Source organism: Rhodobacteraceae bacterium IMCC1335 (assembly GCA_039640495.1).
In the GTDB taxonomy this organism is placed as follows: Bacteria; Pseudomonadota; Alphaproteobacteria; order Rhodobacterales; family Rhodobacteraceae; genus Thalassovivens.
Genome location: CP046864.1, coordinates 220,610 through 236,147 on the forward strand (window position 1 = coordinate 220,610; position 15,538 = coordinate 236,147).

Annotated in this window: 15 protein-coding genes; 3 read left to right on the forward strand and 12 right to left on the reverse strand. The window is 52.6% G+C overall.

Features of this window, described 5'->3' with window-relative positions; genetic code table 11:
• Positions 1–15: 15 nt before the first annotated feature.
• Complete coding sequence (locus GN241_01020; protein ID XAT59131.1) at positions 16–894, forward strand: EamA family transporter; 879 nt, start codon at positions 16–18, stop codon at positions 892–894.
• Here GN241_01020 and GN241_01025 read toward each other — a convergent pair.
• From GN241_01025 to GN241_01045, 5 genes are all read right to left on the reverse strand, one after another.
• Positions 891–2,219, reverse strand: coding sequence for an FAD-dependent oxidoreductase (locus tag GN241_01025; GenBank protein XAT56068.1), 1,329 nt, complete (start codon positions 2,217–2,219; stop codon positions 891–893). The genes GN241_01020 and GN241_01025 overlap by 4 nt on opposite strands.
• The gene (locus GN241_01030) at positions 2,216–3,037 is read right to left on the reverse strand and encodes an ABC transporter permease subunit (protein XAT56069.1); all 822 of its coding nucleotides are present in this window, start codon (positions 3,035–3,037) and stop codon (positions 2,216–2,218) included. The genes GN241_01025 and GN241_01030 overlap by 4 nt, the downstream gene beginning before the upstream one ends.
• The gene (locus GN241_01035) at positions 3,034–3,924 is read right to left on the reverse strand and encodes an ABC transporter permease subunit (protein ID XAT56070.1); all 891 of its coding nucleotides are present in this window, start codon (positions 3,922–3,924) and stop codon (positions 3,034–3,036) included. The genes GN241_01030 and GN241_01035 overlap by 4 nt, the downstream gene beginning before the upstream one ends.
• 4 nt (positions 3,925–3,928) lie before the next feature.
• Positions 3,929–5,065 carry a polyamine ABC transporter ATP-binding protein gene (potA, locus tag GN241_01040; protein ID XAT56071.1) on the reverse strand — a complete coding sequence of 379 codons (1,137 nt, stop codon included), beginning with the start codon at positions 5,063–5,065 and terminating at the stop codon, positions 3,929–3,931.
• A 64-nt stretch (positions 5,066–5,129) separates the two neighbouring features.
• A complete protein-coding gene (locus GN241_01045; protein ID XAT56072.1) occupies positions 5,130–6,215 on the reverse strand; it encodes an extracellular solute-binding protein in 1,086 nt (361 codons plus the stop codon).
• Positions 6,216–6,384: 169 nt separating this feature from the next.
• Between GN241_01045 and GN241_01050 the strand changes: the two genes are divergently transcribed.
• A complete protein-coding gene (locus tag GN241_01050; protein ID XAT56073.1) occupies positions 6,385–7,047 on the forward strand; it encodes an FCD domain-containing protein in 663 nt (220 codons plus the stop codon).
• 104 nt (positions 7,048–7,151) lie between these two features.
• The gene (locus GN241_01055) at positions 7,152–8,546 is read left to right on the forward strand and encodes an aminotransferase class III-fold pyridoxal phosphate-dependent enzyme (GenBank protein ID XAT56074.1); all 1,395 of its coding nucleotides are present in this window, start codon (positions 7,152–7,154) and stop codon (positions 8,544–8,546) included.
• Between the two features lie 71 nt (positions 8,547–8,617).
• Here GN241_01055 and GN241_01060 read toward each other — a convergent pair whose 3' ends face one another.
• The 7 genes from GN241_01060 to GN241_01090 all read right to left on the reverse strand — a co-directional run bounded on the left by GN241_01060 (position 8,618) and on the right by GN241_01090 (position 15,530).
• Positions 8,618–9,316, reverse strand: coding sequence for a DUF1194 domain-containing protein (locus GN241_01060; GenBank protein XAT56075.1), 699 nt, complete (start codon positions 9,314–9,316; stop codon positions 8,618–8,620).
• 28 nt (positions 9,317–9,344) lie between these two features.
• Complete coding sequence (locus GN241_01065) at positions 9,345–9,827, reverse strand: hypothetical protein (protein ID XAT56076.1); 483 nt, start codon at positions 9,825–9,827, stop codon at positions 9,345–9,347.
• A gap of 112 nt (positions 9,828–9,939) precedes the next feature.
• Entirely contained in the window at positions 9,940–10,833 is an 894-nt protein-coding gene (locus GN241_01070) for an EamA family transporter (GenBank protein XAT56077.1), read from the reverse strand.
• Between the two features lie 88 nt (positions 10,834–10,921).
• Positions 10,922–12,292 (reverse strand): aminotransferase class III-fold pyridoxal phosphate-dependent enzyme, encoded by a 1,371-nt coding sequence (locus GN241_01075; GenBank protein XAT56078.1) that lies wholly within the window; start codon positions 12,290–12,292, stop codon positions 10,922–10,924.
• A 33-nt stretch (positions 12,293–12,325) separates the two neighbouring features.
• Positions 12,326–13,342 (reverse strand): N-alpha-acetyl diaminobutyric acid deacetylase DoeB, encoded by a 1,017-nt coding sequence (gene doeB, locus GN241_01080; protein XAT56079.1) that lies wholly within the window; start codon positions 13,340–13,342, stop codon positions 12,326–12,328.
• Positions 13,343–13,345: 3 nt separating this feature from the next.
• A complete protein-coding gene (gene doeA, locus GN241_01085) occupies positions 13,346–14,533 on the reverse strand; it encodes an ectoine hydrolase DoeA (GenBank protein XAT56080.1) in 1,188 nt (395 codons plus the stop codon).
• A 4-nt stretch (positions 14,534–14,537) separates the two neighbouring features.
• Positions 14,538–15,530 carry a cyclodeaminase gene (locus GN241_01090; protein ID XAT56081.1) on the reverse strand — a complete coding sequence of 331 codons (993 nt, stop codon included), beginning with the start codon at positions 15,528–15,530 and terminating at the stop codon, positions 14,538–14,540.
• Positions 15,531–15,538: the final 8 nt, after the last annotated feature.

Here is a 15,538-nt window from a genome sequence, read left to right on the forward strand (position 1 = left end):
AAACTTTGCGCGGTGATGCTTTTCATTATTATGCTCTCGCTGGTGAAAGCGGTATCGGCGGATGTTCCTGCCGGTCAATCGGTGTTTTTCCGCTCGTTCTTTGCGATTCCGGTGATCGTGGTTTGGTTGCTCTTGCGGGGGGAATTATCTATCGGCTTGCGCGTGCGCTCGCGGATGGGGCATTTTTGGCGCGGCGTTATTGGCACCATAGCAATGGGGTTGAACTTTGCGGCGGTTGGGTTTTTGCCCCTGCCCGAAGTGACCGCGATTAGCTTTACAGCTCCGCTGCTCACCGTCCTGCTGGCGGCGCTGTTGCTGGGCGAGACAGTGCGCATGTTTCGCCTTTGCGCGGTGGCGCTGGGGTTGATCGGCGTGTTGGTTGTGATCGAGCCGCGTTTGACCGTCTTTTCCAGTGGTCCATTTGAACCACGCGCCGCTTTTGGGGTGGGTTTGGTGCTTTTGGGCGCGGGGTTCATCGCGCTTGCACATGTACATATTCGCAAGCTGACCCTGAGCGAACACCCCGCCGCGATTGTATTTTATTTCAGTTTAACCTCGACCAGCGTGGCACTGTGTACGCTGCCCTTTGGCTGGGTGCTGCCCAGTATGATGCAAACGGTTTTGTTGGTTTTGATCGGGCTGATTGGCGGCGTTGCACAAATATTTTTAACCCTGTCTTATCGCTTTGCGCCTGCCTCGGTGGTGGCACCGTTCGAATATACCGCCATGTTGTTTTCGCTGCTGATCGGATATGTGTTTTTCAATGAATTGCCGACATTGCAAATGCTGATTGGCGCTGGGATCATCATAATGGCTGGTTTGGTGATCATTTTGCGCGAGGCGCAATTGGGATTAAAGCGCGGAGCGGCCAAAGCTGTCAAACCGCCCGCTTAAAGGTCTTGTAAATATTTCAAAGCATAGGCCGGGGCCAAAAGGTGGCGCCGATACCGCCCCAAGGGGAATTTTGGCGGCTGCGTTTCCAGCAGTTTTGGACGCTCAAAATTCGGTGCGCCGCCAATCACCAAATCGCTGAGCACCGCTCCTGCATAGCTGGCCATCGCCACGCCATTGCCATGATAGCCAAACCCTGCATAGGCTCCACTGAGGTTGGGAATGGCCCCGATAAAGGGAATTTGATGCCGAGTCATGCAGACCATCCCCGTCCAAAAATGTTGAATTTTGACGCTTTTCCAGGCTGGAAACATCGCGTGAAAATCGCGCATAATCAGCTTTTGTATCGCAGCCTCTGAACGGTCGGTTGAGAACAGACCGCCGCGCATTCCGAATAAAAATTGCCGGTTTGGCATCAGGCGGAAATAATGCAAAAGCTGGCGGGTGTCATAGGCCATTTGCGCGCTGCTCCAGCCTTGCACCTCTATCTGCTTGGGCGTTAGCGGATCGGTGACAATCACGGAAGAATTCAGCGGCATAAAGCGCCCTGCCATCCAATCTGGCAGGTCTTCAGCGGCATATGCGTTGGTTGCAATAATAACCCGATCGGCCGTTATCGAGCCTTGCGGCGTGGTCAATCGAAATGTCCCGCCTATTTTTTTGAGGTTAATCACCGGGCTGTTTGCAAACACCTTGCCGCCGTTTTTCACGGCAGAGCTCAGCAAACCATAGGCATATTTACGCGGGTTTAAACCAAAGCCGATGGGGATCGTTAAGGCGCCGTGAAACGGCCCTTGCATCCCCAATTGACGCAGCTCGCTTTTGCTGTGAAACAGCGCCTCAACGCCATAATCTTCTTTGATCTGAGCGCGGCTGTTTTTTAATCTGTCGCAGTCTGAGGCGCGATGGGCCAATAGGGTTTCCCCGCTTGAATGCGTATCGGCCTGAAGGTCAAACTCGTCCAGTAAGGTTTTGACCAAGCCCACCGCGGCAGCTTCGCTGCGCCGATAGGCGAGGCGTTGCGCCTTGCCATAGCTCTTATCCAGCTGGACGTTTTCAGCCCGCGCGCCGCCCAGGCAGCAAAACCCGCCATTGCGCCCGGTTGCCCCAAAAGCGGGAAATTCTGCTTCGACCACCGTTACATCGGCGCCGCGCTTTGCCAGATGGTGGGCAGCCGATAGGCCGGTAAAGCCGGCGCCTATAATGGCAATCTCTGTGTTGATATCTTGCGTCAGGTTCGCCAGCTCTGGCGTATCGGTTGTACTGGCCCAATAGCAGGCGGCAATGGGTTTTTTGCCATAGGCGCGGGATTCACATAGGCGCTTCATCCCTGATTGCGTTTGGCAATCGCGCTATCATCTTGGAGCTTGCGGGCGGCGCGCTTTGAAATCAACGAGGCGCTGATCACGCCAATGGTGACGATTGTGATCATAATCGTGGATAAGGCGTTGATCTCTGGGCTCACGCCAAGCCTGACTGCAGAAAATATTTTAATCGGCAATGTGGTGGCCGAAGGGCCGGCAGTGAAGGAGGCAATCACCAGATCATCCAATGACAGGGTGAAGGCCAATAACCACCCCGAAATCACCGCAGGTGCAATGATTGGCAAAGTGACCAAACGGAAGGCTTGAAGCGGGCTGCACCCCAGATCAAGCGCGGCTTCCTCGAGCGCGCGATCAAAACTGGCAAGGCGCGAGGAGACCACCACCGAGACATAGCACATGGAAAACGTGGTATGCGCCAAGATAATTGTGAACACGCCGCGATCCAGCCCGATCCCGATAAACAGCAATAAAAGCGAGAGGCCGGTGATCACTTCTGGCATCACCAAAGGTGCGTAAATCATCCCGGAAAATAACGTGCGGCCCAAAAACCGGCCGGCGCGGATCAACACATAGGCGGCCAAAGTGCCAAGAATAGTCGCCAAAGTTGAAGAAATTAAACCCACTTTCAGCGTGACCCAGGCCGCGTCTAAAAACGCTTCATTTTTAAGCAACCGCCCATACCATTTGGTGGAAAACCCCGCCCAAACCGTGACCAGCTTTGAGGCGTTGAAGGAATAAATCACCAAAATCACCATCGGCAAATATAAAAATGCAAAGCCGAAGGTTAAAGCTGTGGCGTTGAACCAAGTGAACCTTTTCATTGTTCACCCTCGCGTTGTTTCTGCTCATTGCGTTGAAACAGAATAATCGGGATGATTAAGATCAGCAGCAGGATGATCGCCACAGCCGAGGCCACGGGCCAATCCCGATTTGAGAAAAATTCTTCCCATAAGACCTTGCCAATCATCAAAGTGCGCGAGCCGCCAAGTAATGAGGGGATAACAAATTCACCAAGCGCGGGGATAAACACCAAAAAACACCCCGCAACAACGCCGTTTTTAGATAGCGGCAGCGTGATCAGCCAGAAGGCGCGCAGGCGTGAACATCCCAAATCAATCGCCGCCTCGAGCAAAGAATTGTCTAATTTTTCCAAACTGGCGTAAATGGGCAGGATCATGAAGGGCAAGTAGGTATAGACAATCCCGATATATACCGCCCAATTGGTATTCAGAATGGTCAGCGGGGTTTCGATAAATCCGAGCGCCAATAACAGCTGGTTGAGCAGGCCTTCGGTGCCCAAAATGCCCATCCACGCATAAACGCGGATCAAAAAGCTGGTCCAGAAAGGCAGGATAACCAGCATTAGTAAAGTGGCGCGCCATTCGGTGTTGGCGCGGGCGATTCCATAGGCGATTGGATATCCGATCAACAGCGTCAGCGTGGTTGATATGAAAGCGATGCGCAGGCTTGACAGATAGGCTTTCCAATAGAGATCATCCGAGGTTAAAAACACATAGTTTTCAAAATCTAGCGCCGCCCAAAAGCGTAGAAAACCCTGCCAGCCGGCGTTGAAATCTAGGCGCGGTGTATAGGGGGGGATGGCCAGATCTATATCTGATAGTGATATTTTGAAAACGATCAAAAATGGCACCAAGAACAGCGCCACCAGCCATAAATACGGCAGGCAAATCATCGCGAAGCGGCGCATCTCTCTACCTTTTCAGCAGCACGCCAGCACTGCCTTGAAAATACACCCAGACCCTATCCTCCCAGGTCAGCCCGCGCTCAGACAGGCGCTGGGTATTCGCGGTTTGGGCCTTGATAATATGGCCAGAGGGCAGCTCGACATGATAGGTGGAAATATTACCCAAATAGGCAATATCCAGAATTTTACCCTGGTAGCTGTTTTCAGAAGCGGCGGGTTTTTCTGCTGAAATTCCCACTTTTTCGGGCCGGATTGCAAAATGAATGGTATCATCTGTGCCGAAGCTGGCATCTGAGGGGGCGATGATCGGTGCGTGCTCGGCATCCCAAACAATTGAAATCTGGCGGTTTTCAGGCTTGGCTGTGCCGCTAATGATATTCACATCGCCAATAAAATCAGCGGTATAAATCGAATTTGGCGCTTCGTATATTTGCGAAGGCGTGGCCACTTGAACCATTTTGCCTTCATCCATCAGCGCCACGCGCGACGAGACGGTCATGGCTTCTTCTTGATCATGGGTGACGATCACAAAGGTCGTACCGGTGCGCTCTTGAATATCCATCAATTCAAATTGCGTTTCGCTGCGCAGCTTTTTATCCAGCGCGCCGAGCGGTTCATCGAGCAAAAGCAATTTTGGCGCTTTTGCCAAAGCGCGAGCCAAGGCCACCCTCTGGCGCTGGCCACCCGAAATTTGATGCGGTTTCCGATTGGCAAATTTGGCCAGGCGCGTCAGCCTCAGCATTTCCGCAACCCGCTGCGATATCACCTCTTTATCGCGCGTCTCGCGCCGCAAGCCAAACGCAATATTCTCCCAAACCGACAGATGCGGAAACAGCGCATAGGATTGGAACATCATATTTACAGCGCGTAAATTTGGCGGAATCGGTGAGATATCTTGACCATCCAGAAGAATGGTGCCGGCGCTGAGCGGTTCAAAGCCCGCAAGCAGCCGCATCAATGTTGTTTTTCCGCATCCTGACGGGCCCAAAAGCGCAAAAAACTCTCGCTCATAAATGCTGAGGTTCAAATTGTCGATGGCGGTAAAATTGCCAAAGCGCTTGCTGACGTTTCGAAACTCGATCAGCGGCTTTGCAGTTGGATCTGCCCAGGGTGCAAATATTTGCGTTTGGCCATTTGGCGCCATTTAAAAACCCTTTTGGTTTGGTTTGGCCCGCGCGCAGATCAGCGCGGGCCAAATCGGCGTGGTCTTAGGTGCCTGATTTAATTTTGGTCCACATCCGCGTCACTTGGCGCTGTATTTTTGGCGGATAGGGCCGCGTTGTGAAGAGGTTTTCCAAAGTGGCTGCATCAGGGTAAATCGCGGGATCACCGATCACATCTTCTTCCAACATGGGCTGTGAGGCGAGATTGCCATTCGCGTAATATACATAGTTAGACGCATCCGCCATATTCTGCGCATCCATGATAAAGTTTAGGAATAAATGCGCGCCCTCTACATTGGGGGCATCGACTGGAATGGCCATTTGATCGAACCACATTTGCGCGCCTTCTTTGGCCGCATTATACGCGATCTCTACGCCATTTTCGGCCTCATCTGCACGATCTCGGGCCTGCAAAATATCGCCAGACCAGCCGACGGCCACGCAGATATCACCATTTGCCAGCGCGTTGATATATTCAGAGCTGTGGAATTTTTTGATATGCGGGCGCACGGCCATAAACACCGCTTCGGCCTGCGCGATGACATCCGGATCATGGCTGTCAGGGTTTTCGCCCAAATATTGCAGCGCCGCTGGGATCATTTCGGAGGGAGCATCCAAGAAATATACCCCGCAGGCCGCCAATTTGGCCATATTATCGGCGTTGAACACCAGTTCTAAAGAATCAAGTGGTGCATCCGCGCCTAAAATTTCCTGCACTTTGCCCACATTCACGCCAAGCCCCGTGGTGCCCCACATGTAGTTGATTGAATAGGCGTTATCGGGATCATACTGTTCGGTGCGCGAAGAGACCACATTCCACATATTGCTGTGGTTTGACAGTTTTGACATATCCAGCTTCTGGAAGGCACCGGCCACGATCTGGCGCTGCAAAAATGTTCCAGAGGGCACAACCACATCATATCCCGAGCCGCCGGCCAGCATTTTGGTTTCGAGCACTTCATTGCTGTCAAACACATCGTAAACCAGTTTCAAGCCTGTTTCGGCCTCAAATTTACTAAGCAGGTTCTCGTCGATATAATCCGACCAGTTATAGACGCGCACTTCGTCTGCAAAAGCTGCGCTGGCTGTTAGCGTCAGGCCGGCAGCGGCCGCGATAAGGTTGAGTTTCATTCTGTGTTTCTCCTGTATAAGGAATGGGATAAGAGCGATCGCTCTGCATAGCTAATCTGATCAAATATTGCCAGACTTGGCAATATGTTTATGATTTCACGCGTGCAATGAACTGACAAGCTCTGTCGTTTCATTTGTATTTTTTTGGCGATCGTTTTGGACTATATCGATGACGAACCTAGATAAAAACCTTTCTGCTGCCGTTTTGCCGGTTCATGAAATTGTCTATCAGGATTTGCGCGCGCTGATTTTATTCGGTGAATTTATTCCCGGTGAAGCGGTGACCATACAAGGGTTGGCCACGCGGCTTTCCGCGGGTCGCACGCCCGTGCGCGAAGCGATCAGAAGGCTGACCGCTGAAGGGGCGTTGAACTTTAATGACAATCGGCGGGTCTGCGTGCCAACCTTAAGCCTCAAAGATCTAGAAGATGTATCTTTTGCGCGTCAATTTCTTGAGCCAAAGCTTATTTTTATGGCGGCGCAGCAGGTTACGGCGCAGGATATCACTGCGCTTATCACGCTAGATAGCGCGCTTGATCAGGCCATTTTCCGCGGCGATGCGCCGATGTATCTGCGGTTAAATTATCAATTTCATCACCAGCTTTACCAATTGGCGCGGGCTCCAATTTTGAGCGCCTTAACCGATGGTTTATGGCTGCGCTTCGGGCCGTCATTGCGCATCGTCTGTGGGCGGCTTGGAACGCTTCATCTCGTGGATCAACATAAAGAAACATTGCTTGCGCTGAAAGCGGGTGATCCGCAGGCGGCCTCGGATGCGATTTTACAAGATGTTTTGCAGGGGATGGAGCAAATTCGCCTCGGCATTGCGTAAAGGCCGTGGGTGGTGATTCGATTGACAATAAATAATTTGATCATATTCTGCAAAGGCGCGCGATATTGCGCACATTCTGCCCCCGCAAAGTCAAAGGTACCACGATGAATCAATTGACCAATTATTTGCCTACAGATGAATTGCAGAGGCGCAACGCGGCCCATCATATGCAACCATTTTCTGCGCAAGATGAGCTGTCGGCTCAAGGCGCGCGGGTGATAACCAGCGCCAAAGGTGTCTATATCACTGATTCAGACGGCAACCAGTATCTGGATGCAATGGCGGGGTTATGGTGCGTGAATATCGGTTATGGGCGCAGCGAATTGGCCGATGTGGCGGCGCGTCAGATGCGCGAATTGCCCTATTATAACACATTTTTTCAAACCACACATGTGCCAGTGATCGAATTGTCAGAGCGCTTGGCCCAATTGGCCCCAGACAATTTGAACCACGTATTTTATGCCGGCTCAGGATCCGAGGCCAATGACACCAATATTCGGATGGTGAGGCAATATTGGGCGCTCAAAGGCCATCCTGAGCGCAAGGTTATCATCAGCCGGAACAACGCCTATCACGGGTCAAGTCTGGGCAGCGCCTCGCTGGGTGGAATGAGCGCGATGCACGCCCAAGGTGGCATGCCAATTCCCGATATTCATCATATCAACCAGCCCAATTGGTGGTCAGAAGGGGGCGATTTGGACCCTGAAGAATTTGGGTTGGCCCGCGCCCGCGAGCTTGAACAAGCGATTTTAGATATTGGTCAAGAGCACGTTGCGGCCTTTATCGGTGAACCCGTGCAAGGCGCTGGTGGTGTGATCGTGCCGCCGCAGAGTTATTGGCCCGAAATTCAACGCATTTGCCGTAAATATGGTATCTTGCTGATCGCTGACGAGGTGATCTGCGGCTTTGGGCGCACGGGTAATTGGTTTGGTAGCCAAACCTTGGATATTCAGCCCGATATCATGACCATCGCAAAAGGCCTTAGTTCGGGCTATCAGCCGATTGGGGGCTCAATCGTCAGCGACGAAATTGCCGCTGTTATGGCAACCGCGGAGTTCACTCATGGCTATACTTATTCCAGCCATCCGGTGGCCGCGGCGGTGGCTTTGGAAAATATCCGGATTCTTGATGAAGAAAATATCGTTACGAATGTGCGCATGCATACGGCCCCCTATTTAAAAACCCAATGGGAAAGCCTGAGCGATCATCCAATGGTGGGGGAAGCCAAGATTGTGGGAATGATGGGTTCAATCGCTTTGACGCCGGATAAACAGAGCCGGGCAAAATTTGAAGCCGATGCGGGAACTGCGGGCTATATCTGCCGCGAGCTCTGCTTTGCCAATAATTTGGTGATGCGTCATGTCGGCGATCGGATGATTATTTCGCCGCCCTTGATTATTTCCACCGATGAGATTGATATATTGATCAGCCGGGCGCGCAAAGCCTTGGATGAAACCCACGCGGCGCTGATTGAAAAAGGCCTTTGGAAAGCGGCTTAGCTGCGCGTTTCTATGCTGCGCATTTGATTTTTAAAACGCAGGTTTGCCTGCGAGCTTTCGGATCGGGTTTCTTAACGCATCCTAGGCGAATTTTCCGAGTAAAGCGGTGCAATTTCACGCTGGATTTTTTGGAAAATTGCGCGCGGGAAATCATCATAGCCATCGGCTATTTCCACGAAGGATAGCGGCCCGCGTTGGATATCATTTACATAAAACTCAAGCGGGTCTGGGTGATCTCCGCGGATGACCAGCCCGTTAATCGTGACGCCCAAGCCAGCAATCAGACTGGCCATTTGACCCGTGCTTTCGCCTTGATTGGCCCTGCCATCGCCGGAAAGATCGATCACTTTGCGCTCACATGGCGTGGGGTTTTGGGCAAACATTGAAAACGCGTGGCTCAGGCCCTGCGCGGGGGCAGTAAATTCAAAGCGAAAGGCGCGTTTCATCTGATCGATCTCAGTTGCAAAGCGCGCGATTGAAGATTTATCTTGTAAATGCCGCCAAGGTAGCATGACGCGTTGTTTGTCTAGACCGCTCCATTGGGTGAGGCTGACCGCAATGCCCCCGTCCATCCAATTGATCATGTCGATAATTTCGGGATGCCGGAACGCATTGGCCGTGCCGCTGCGCATCAGGTCAAATTCATATTGATCCACCGAGCGCGATACATCCATCGCGATCACCAATTCGATCTCGCAGGCAAGGGCTGGGTGAAACCCAAGAAACAGGCTGCAGATGAAGCTTTTTAATGGTGTGAAACGCATCTTCATTCTGGCCTAATCTAACGCAAGAGGGCGGTTATTTTAACCCTGTTTGCAGCATATGTTGGCGATATTGCGAACATCCATAGATCGCGCCGCACACCTCTACCAATTCCGCAACGGAGGCATCCTTTTGCATCAGTTTTTGGCGCTTTATCACCAGATGCCCCTGTTCATTGGTAAACACCATTTCAGGATGAAGGGCTTTAACATCCTGCGCGATAATCCCGAAACTAGGCAGATCGGCCATGCCAAGGGCTTTGGCCTCTGGCGTCCAGCGCCATCTGCGCACAATCAAGCCATTGCGCAAGATCACCCGATCCACAACATAGCTTACCAGCCGCGCATCTGTGGAATAATCATCCGTACCGCCCGCCGCATCATCGGTTTTCAAAGCAGAACCCTTGGCCTGTGGAACGATCTTGATCGATGATCCGGCTTGCGCGCCCTGCGCTGCGATCTGCCCCGCAATCAGTACGGCGCTCATCACGGCCCGTTTGAAAATAGACCGCACCCTCATCGTGTTCTCTGTTTCCATTCGATGCGCATCACGCCGCTTTCCCTTCTGTCATGACATAAATAAACCTCGCTCGTCTTTGTCAAGTTTGGGTGCCAAAGGGCGGGTTTAGGCGTTAAAGCGCGCTGTTTTGCGCGTTTCTCTTTGTTTCGGGTTTGGCGCTGACTCGGGCAAATAGGGCGACCGATGCCAAAATTGTAAGACCTCCAGCCAGTTCGGTAGGGCTCATCGCTTCGCCCAAGAAAATCCACGGCCAGATGGGGCCTAGAACGCTTTCGATCAAAACCAAAAGGCTGACTTCGGCGGCCGGAACATAGCTCGCCCCCCATGTGACAAAGGCAATGCCGATGCCGATCCCAAAAGCGCCCATGATCAAAATGATCACTAAATCCTGCGGCAATATAGCAAAACCGGCCCCTGAAAAAAGGGTTGCGCCCGCGCCCATCAGCGCGCAGATCGCACCGCCGGTGAAGGTTCCACCCAGCACATCTTGTTTGCCGCTTTTGCGCGCCAGAACCAGCATTAAGGCAAAACAGGCGGCGGAAATTAAGGCCATCACATTGCCAAAGCTTTGGCCAAGCTGAGCCCCTTCGCGCACCATAAGGTAAACCCCGCAGGAGGCAAAGATCATCGCAATCCAAGTGACATTCTGCGGCTTTTCATTGATCCAAACCCAGCCGATTATTGCCGCTATAAAGGGCGTGGCCGAGAGGATAAACAGAGTTGAGGCAATGCTGGTATAAAGCATGGCGAAGACATAGCAGGTAAAAGCCAGTGCCAGCGCCGAGCCCATTTTGAAATCTGCTTGATCCAAGCGCCGTAAAAACTGGACCGGTCCAATGCGGCGGCGCAAACAGCTGACAAGGCCCACGATTGCGCAGAGGCTCAGCGAGCGGTAAAATAAGATCTGAAAACCATTCGCATCGGTGACAAGGCGCATGTAAAGCCCCACAAAGCTCATAAATGTGCCCCCAAGAAGGATCAGCATTACCGCGTTTTTCTTGCTCATTCGAACCTCTTGCATTGGGGCTGCTTAGATATGCCCCAGATATTATTGCCTGCTCTAATACTGAAAAATTGGGGAAACAAAAAATGTTTTACCCCAGCACCTCAATGATCGCATCGCGCAATTTGGCGATGATTTCATCAGCTTCGCTTTGCGTTAGGCAGAAAGGCGGCGCAAATCCTAAGATATCGCCTTCGGGCATCGCGCGACTAATCACACCGCGGTTGAGCAAAGCCGCGTTTACTTTTGCGCCAATCATCGCGCTTGGTTCAAAGAACACCCGGTCGTTGCGATCTGCCACCAATTCGACAGCGCCCAGCAATCCTTCACCGCGAATATCTCCAACATTTTTATGCGCCCCAAGCGCATCGCGCAAGCCGGCGGTAAAATAGTGCCCCATTGAGCGGACATTTTCGATCAAGTTCAAATCATCCAGCAAGCTTAGATTCGCCACGCCGGCCGCCGCACCAATCGGATGCGCCGAATAGGTCCAGCCATGTCCAAAGGGGCCAAATTCATCCGTGCCTTGTTCTAATACGCGCCACATGCGATCACTGACGATTGAACCTGATAAGGGCGCATAAGCCGAGGTTAAGCCTTTGGCAATCGTAATCAAATCGGGTTTTAGCTCATAATGATCGCTGCCAAACATGCTGCCCAATCGGCCAAAGCCAGTGACCACTTCATCGGCAATCAGCAAAATATCATGCTTTTTCAAAACCGCTTGAATGGCGGCCCAATAGCCTTTTGGCGGTGGTACAAGCCCCCCTGTGCCCAAAGCCGGTTCACCAATGAAGGCGGCAATCGTATCTGCGCCTTCTGTTTCAATCATCGCCTCCAGATCTGCCACGCATTGGCCGACAAAGCCTTCTTCGCTTTGGCTTAGATCATCGCGGCGGTAATAATAAGGCGCGGTGGTGTGCAGGATCCGATCCAAGGGTAGATCGAATTTTTCGTGAAATATTTTCAACCCGGTTAAAGATCCATTCACCAAGCCCGAGCCGTGATACCCCCGCCAGCGCGAGATGATCTTTTTCTTTTCAGGGCGCCCCAGAATATTGTTGTAATACCAAACCAGCTTCACATTGGTTGTATTGGCATCCGAGCCCCCCAACCCGAAATAGACTTTCGACATGTGGTCGGGTGCGCGCTCTAACACCATTTTTGACAGGGTGATTGAGGCTTCGGTGCCATGGCCGACATAGGCGTGGTAATAGGCCAATTCATGCGCTTGTTTTGAAATCGCTTCTGCGATTTCTGATCGACCATAGCCCACATTCACGCAGTAAAGACCGGCAAATGCGTCCAGCAGGCGGTTGCCATCGCGATCTGTGATATGGCAGCCCGACGCTGTTTTGATCACGCGCTGGGCCAAATTACCGCGGGAAAACTCTGCCAGATGGGTGGAGGGATGAAAGAAGTTTTCGCGATCCCAGCTTTCCAATCGGTCATTTTTCAACATGTTTATTCCTTATAAACGCCTTGTATAATCGCCCTAAGCTGGATCTGGCAAATCCACGTCACCGATTATTTCTGCGATTACGGTGGCGCAATCGCCCATGGCAATCAACCCGGGGAAATGCCGTCCTACCAGAATACCAGAGCGGCGCGCATAGCAATGTTCGGGCGCGCGTCCGGTGTGATCTTTTGGCCATATCCGGGCGGTGATATCGCCTTTTTCCACAGGATCCCCCAAATCGACCATTGGTTCAAACAGGCCCTCGCCCGCAGCAAAGGTAAAGCAATCACCATCGGGCATATCGATTTCAACAGAAGGTTCTAACGCTAAGGGCGCGTTCAGTATTTTAGCATGGATAAGCAGATTGCGCAGGCCTTTTTTTGCAATGGCAATCGATTTTGCAGTGGCGGACCCGCCGCCGCCCAGCTCGGTTGATACAAAGATTTTTCCCATATCTTCGGCGGCTGTATCATATAGGCCGGTCTTGTCAATTTCGAGCTGCATCATTGAAAATGGCGCATTAAAGGCGTTGCGCGCCGCCACGCAAGCGGCTTGCTGGTCCGGGTTTTCCAAAATATGCGCCGCCGCGAAGGGAAGAAAATCCAGCGTGCGCCCGCCGGAATGAAAATCCAGCACAATATCCGCCATGGGCAGTAAATAACGTTGAAAGTAATCCGCGATTTTCTCGGTGATACTGCCATCTGGGCGCCCGGGAAACAGCCGGTTCAGATTGCCTTGATCGATTGGAGAGGTGCGGGTGCCGGCTTTAAACGCTGGGAAGTTAAACGCCGGCACGATAATCACGCGGCCCCTGATCGCGCTGGCATCCAGCGTTAAAGCCAGCTCCTGCAGCGCAACCGGGCCTTCATATTCATCGCCGTGATTGGCCCCGGTAAGCAGCGCTGTAGGCCCGGCGCCGTTGCGGATCACAGTGATCGGGATCATAATCTTTCCCCAAGCGCTGGAATCATGGCTATAGGGCAACGTGAGATGACCATGTTGCACGCCATCTGCGTCAAAGGCAACGCTGGCGCTTATCGGAGAGGCATTCATATCTTACTCCTTTACGAACAATTCACGGGGCACATCTGCCAAGCACTCATAGCCGGTCTGTGTGATGCGGATGCTTTCGGTGATCTCAAAGCCCCAATCTTGCATCCACAGCCCGGTCATGAAATGGAAGGTCATATTTTCCTGCAGCACGGTTTTGTCCCCTGGGCGTAAAGACATGGTGCGCTCTCCCCAATCGGGGGGGTAGCTGGCGCCGATAGAATAACCGGTACGGTTGTCTTTTTCGATGCCGTACTTTTTCAAAACACCAAAAAATGCAGTGGCAATATCTTCACAAAGATTGCCGGCGCGCGCCTGTTCAAGCCCCGCGTCCATCCCTTCCAAAACGGCTTTCTCAGCGTTCAGAAATGTATCGGTTGGTTTGCCCAAAAACATCGTGCGCGAAAGCGGGCAATGATAGCGATGCACCACGCCGGCAATCTCAAAAAACGTACCTTCGCCGCGCTTCAAGGGCTGATCATCCCATGTCAGATGCGGCGCGGCGGCATCTGGCCCCGAGGGCAATAAAGGCACCAGAGCTGGATAATCGCCACCCGTGCCAATATCGGCATCATAGCGCAAAGCTGCATCATAAATCTCGGCCACAAGATCGCATTTGCGCATCCCAACCTCTGCGCGTTGTCGAATCCGCTCATGCATCCGGCCGACGATTTTGCCGGCTTGCCGCATATAGGCCAGCTCGGCCTCTGATTTGACCGCGCGCTGCCAATTCACCAGCGCTGTTGCATCTTGGAATTTACTATTTGGCAAATGCCTCTGAAGGGCTTGGTAGGCGGCGGCAGAAAACCAATAATTGTCCATTTCAACGCCAATACGCGCGCCATCAAGCCCCAGCGTGGTTATTTGCGCCGCAAGATAATCCATCGGGTGACGCTCGGTGGATTGTACATAGTGATCCGGATAGCCGATAATATTGCTTTCGGGCATGAAGACTGTGCGCAAGGCGCCGCGGCCATCTTGCGCGCGGCCAAACCAAATCGGATCCCCATGCAAGCCCAAAACCACGCATTGATGGACGTAAAATGACCAGCCATCATAGCCAGTCAGCCAGTTCATGTTGCTGGGATCCGAAAGGATCAGCAAGGACAGGCCACGCGCCTCCATTTCCTGCCGGGTGATTTTAATGCGCTGTTCGAATTCGGCGCGGCTAAAATGTAAAACCGGTGCGACCATTGGTTCAACTCCTAAAAACCGATCCCTGCTTGAATTCTTGGGCGCGTTGGCGCGCAAAAGCAGCGATTACTGTATCTTGAAGCCCGGTGCCGGTAAGATCGGCAATTGTAATTTGTTCGGCGGATTGCCGACCGGGGGCTGTACCAGCAACGATATCACCCAGTTCGGGAAAGATTTTGGTATCTGCGACATGATTTGCCGCAATTGCGCTGCGCAATTCCCCCAATTTTTTGGTTTGTGATTGTCGATCCGGCACATAGAGATCCGCGCGCGCCAAACAGGCCGGCTCTAATTCGCATTTATGATCCTGATCAGAGCCCATGGCGGTAATATGTTGACCCGGTTGCAGCCAATTGGCTTGGATGAGTGGTGACGCGGATGGGGTTGTGGTGACGATAATATCAGCCCCTTGCACCGCATTTTTGGCCGTTTCTGCAACCGTGATAGGGATGTTTAAATCTGCGCTGAGGCTTTTGGCGCAGGCGGCTGCTTTTGCGGCATCGCGGGCCCAGATTTTGGCCCGCTTGATTTCGCGCACCAAGCATAGAGCTTTCAGCTGCAGCTTGGCTTGCGTGCCCGCGCCGATGATGCAGGCGGTTTTCGAGTTTTGGCGTGCTAAACAGTTCGCGGCCACAGCGCCCGCGGCTGCGGTGCGGATATCGGTGAGATACCCGTTGTCTAAAAGCAGTGCCTCCAGCATGCCGGTCTTTGCGCTGAACACCACCATCAGGCCTGAGGTGCTCGGCAGACCCAAGGCGGGATTGTCAAAAAACCCAGGTGACATTTTGATTGCGAAGGACGGAATGCCGGGCACATAAGCGGTTTTCACATCCACTTCGCCATTATGTTCGGCAATCGCCATTGACAGGATTGGCGGCATCACAACCTGCCCGCTCGCCAAGGCTTTAAAACCCTGTTCCACGCAGTTGATCGCGGCCAGATCTAGCGGCACCAATCTGCGCAATTCATCTTGGGTTAACAACGTGACTTCTGGCATAGAATGCT

Excerpts from the sequence above, each read along its gene's own strand:
- GN241_01020 (XAT59131.1), top strand. The coding sequence starts at position 16 with ATGCTTTTCATTATTATGCTCTCGCTGGTGAAAGCGGTATCGGCGGAT.
- GN241_01025 (XAT56068.1), bottom strand. The coding sequence starts at position 2,219 with ATGAAGCGCCTATGTGAATCCCGCGCCTATGGCAAAAAACCCATTGCC.
- GN241_01030 (XAT56069.1), bottom strand. The coding sequence starts at position 3,037 with ATGAAAAGGTTCACTTGGTTCAACGCCACAGCTTTAACCTTCGGCTTT.
- GN241_01035 (XAT56070.1), bottom strand. The coding sequence starts at position 3,924 with ATGCGCCGCTTCGCGATGATTTGCCTGCCGTATTTATGGCTGGTGGCG.
- potA (XAT56071.1), bottom strand. The coding sequence starts at position 5,065 with ATGGCGCCAAATGGCCAAACGCAAATATTTGCACCCTGGGCAGATCCA.
- GN241_01045 (XAT56072.1), bottom strand. The coding sequence starts at position 6,215 with ATGAAACTCAACCTTATCGCGGCCGCTGCCGGCCTGACGCTAACAGCC.
- GN241_01050 (XAT56073.1), top strand. The coding sequence starts at position 6,385 with ATGACGAACCTAGATAAAAACCTTTCTGCTGCCGTTTTGCCGGTTCAT.
- GN241_01055 (XAT56074.1), top strand. The coding sequence starts at position 7,152 with ATGAATCAATTGACCAATTATTTGCCTACAGATGAATTGCAGAGGCGC.
- GN241_01060 (XAT56075.1), bottom strand. The coding sequence starts at position 9,316 with ATGAAGATGCGTTTCACACCATTAAAAAGCTTCATCTGCAGCCTGTTT.
- GN241_01065 (XAT56076.1), bottom strand. The coding sequence starts at position 9,827 with ATGAGGGTGCGGTCTATTTTCAAACGGGCCGTGATGAGCGCCGTACTG.
- GN241_01070 (XAT56077.1), bottom strand. The coding sequence starts at position 10,833 with ATGAGCAAGAAAAACGCGGTAATGCTGATCCTTCTTGGGGGCACATTT.
- GN241_01075 (XAT56078.1), bottom strand. The coding sequence starts at position 12,292 with ATGTTGAAAAATGACCGATTGGAAAGCTGGGATCGCGAAAACTTCTTT.
- doeB (XAT56079.1), bottom strand. The coding sequence starts at position 13,342 with ATGAATGCCTCTCCGATAAGCGCCAGCGTTGCCTTTGACGCAGATGGC.
- doeA (XAT56080.1), bottom strand. The coding sequence starts at position 14,533 with ATGGTCGCACCGGTTTTACATTTTAGCCGCGCCGAATTCGAACAGCGC.
- GN241_01090 (XAT56081.1), bottom strand. The coding sequence starts at position 15,530 with ATGCCAGAAGTCACGTTGTTAACCCAAGATGAATTGCGCAGATTGGTG.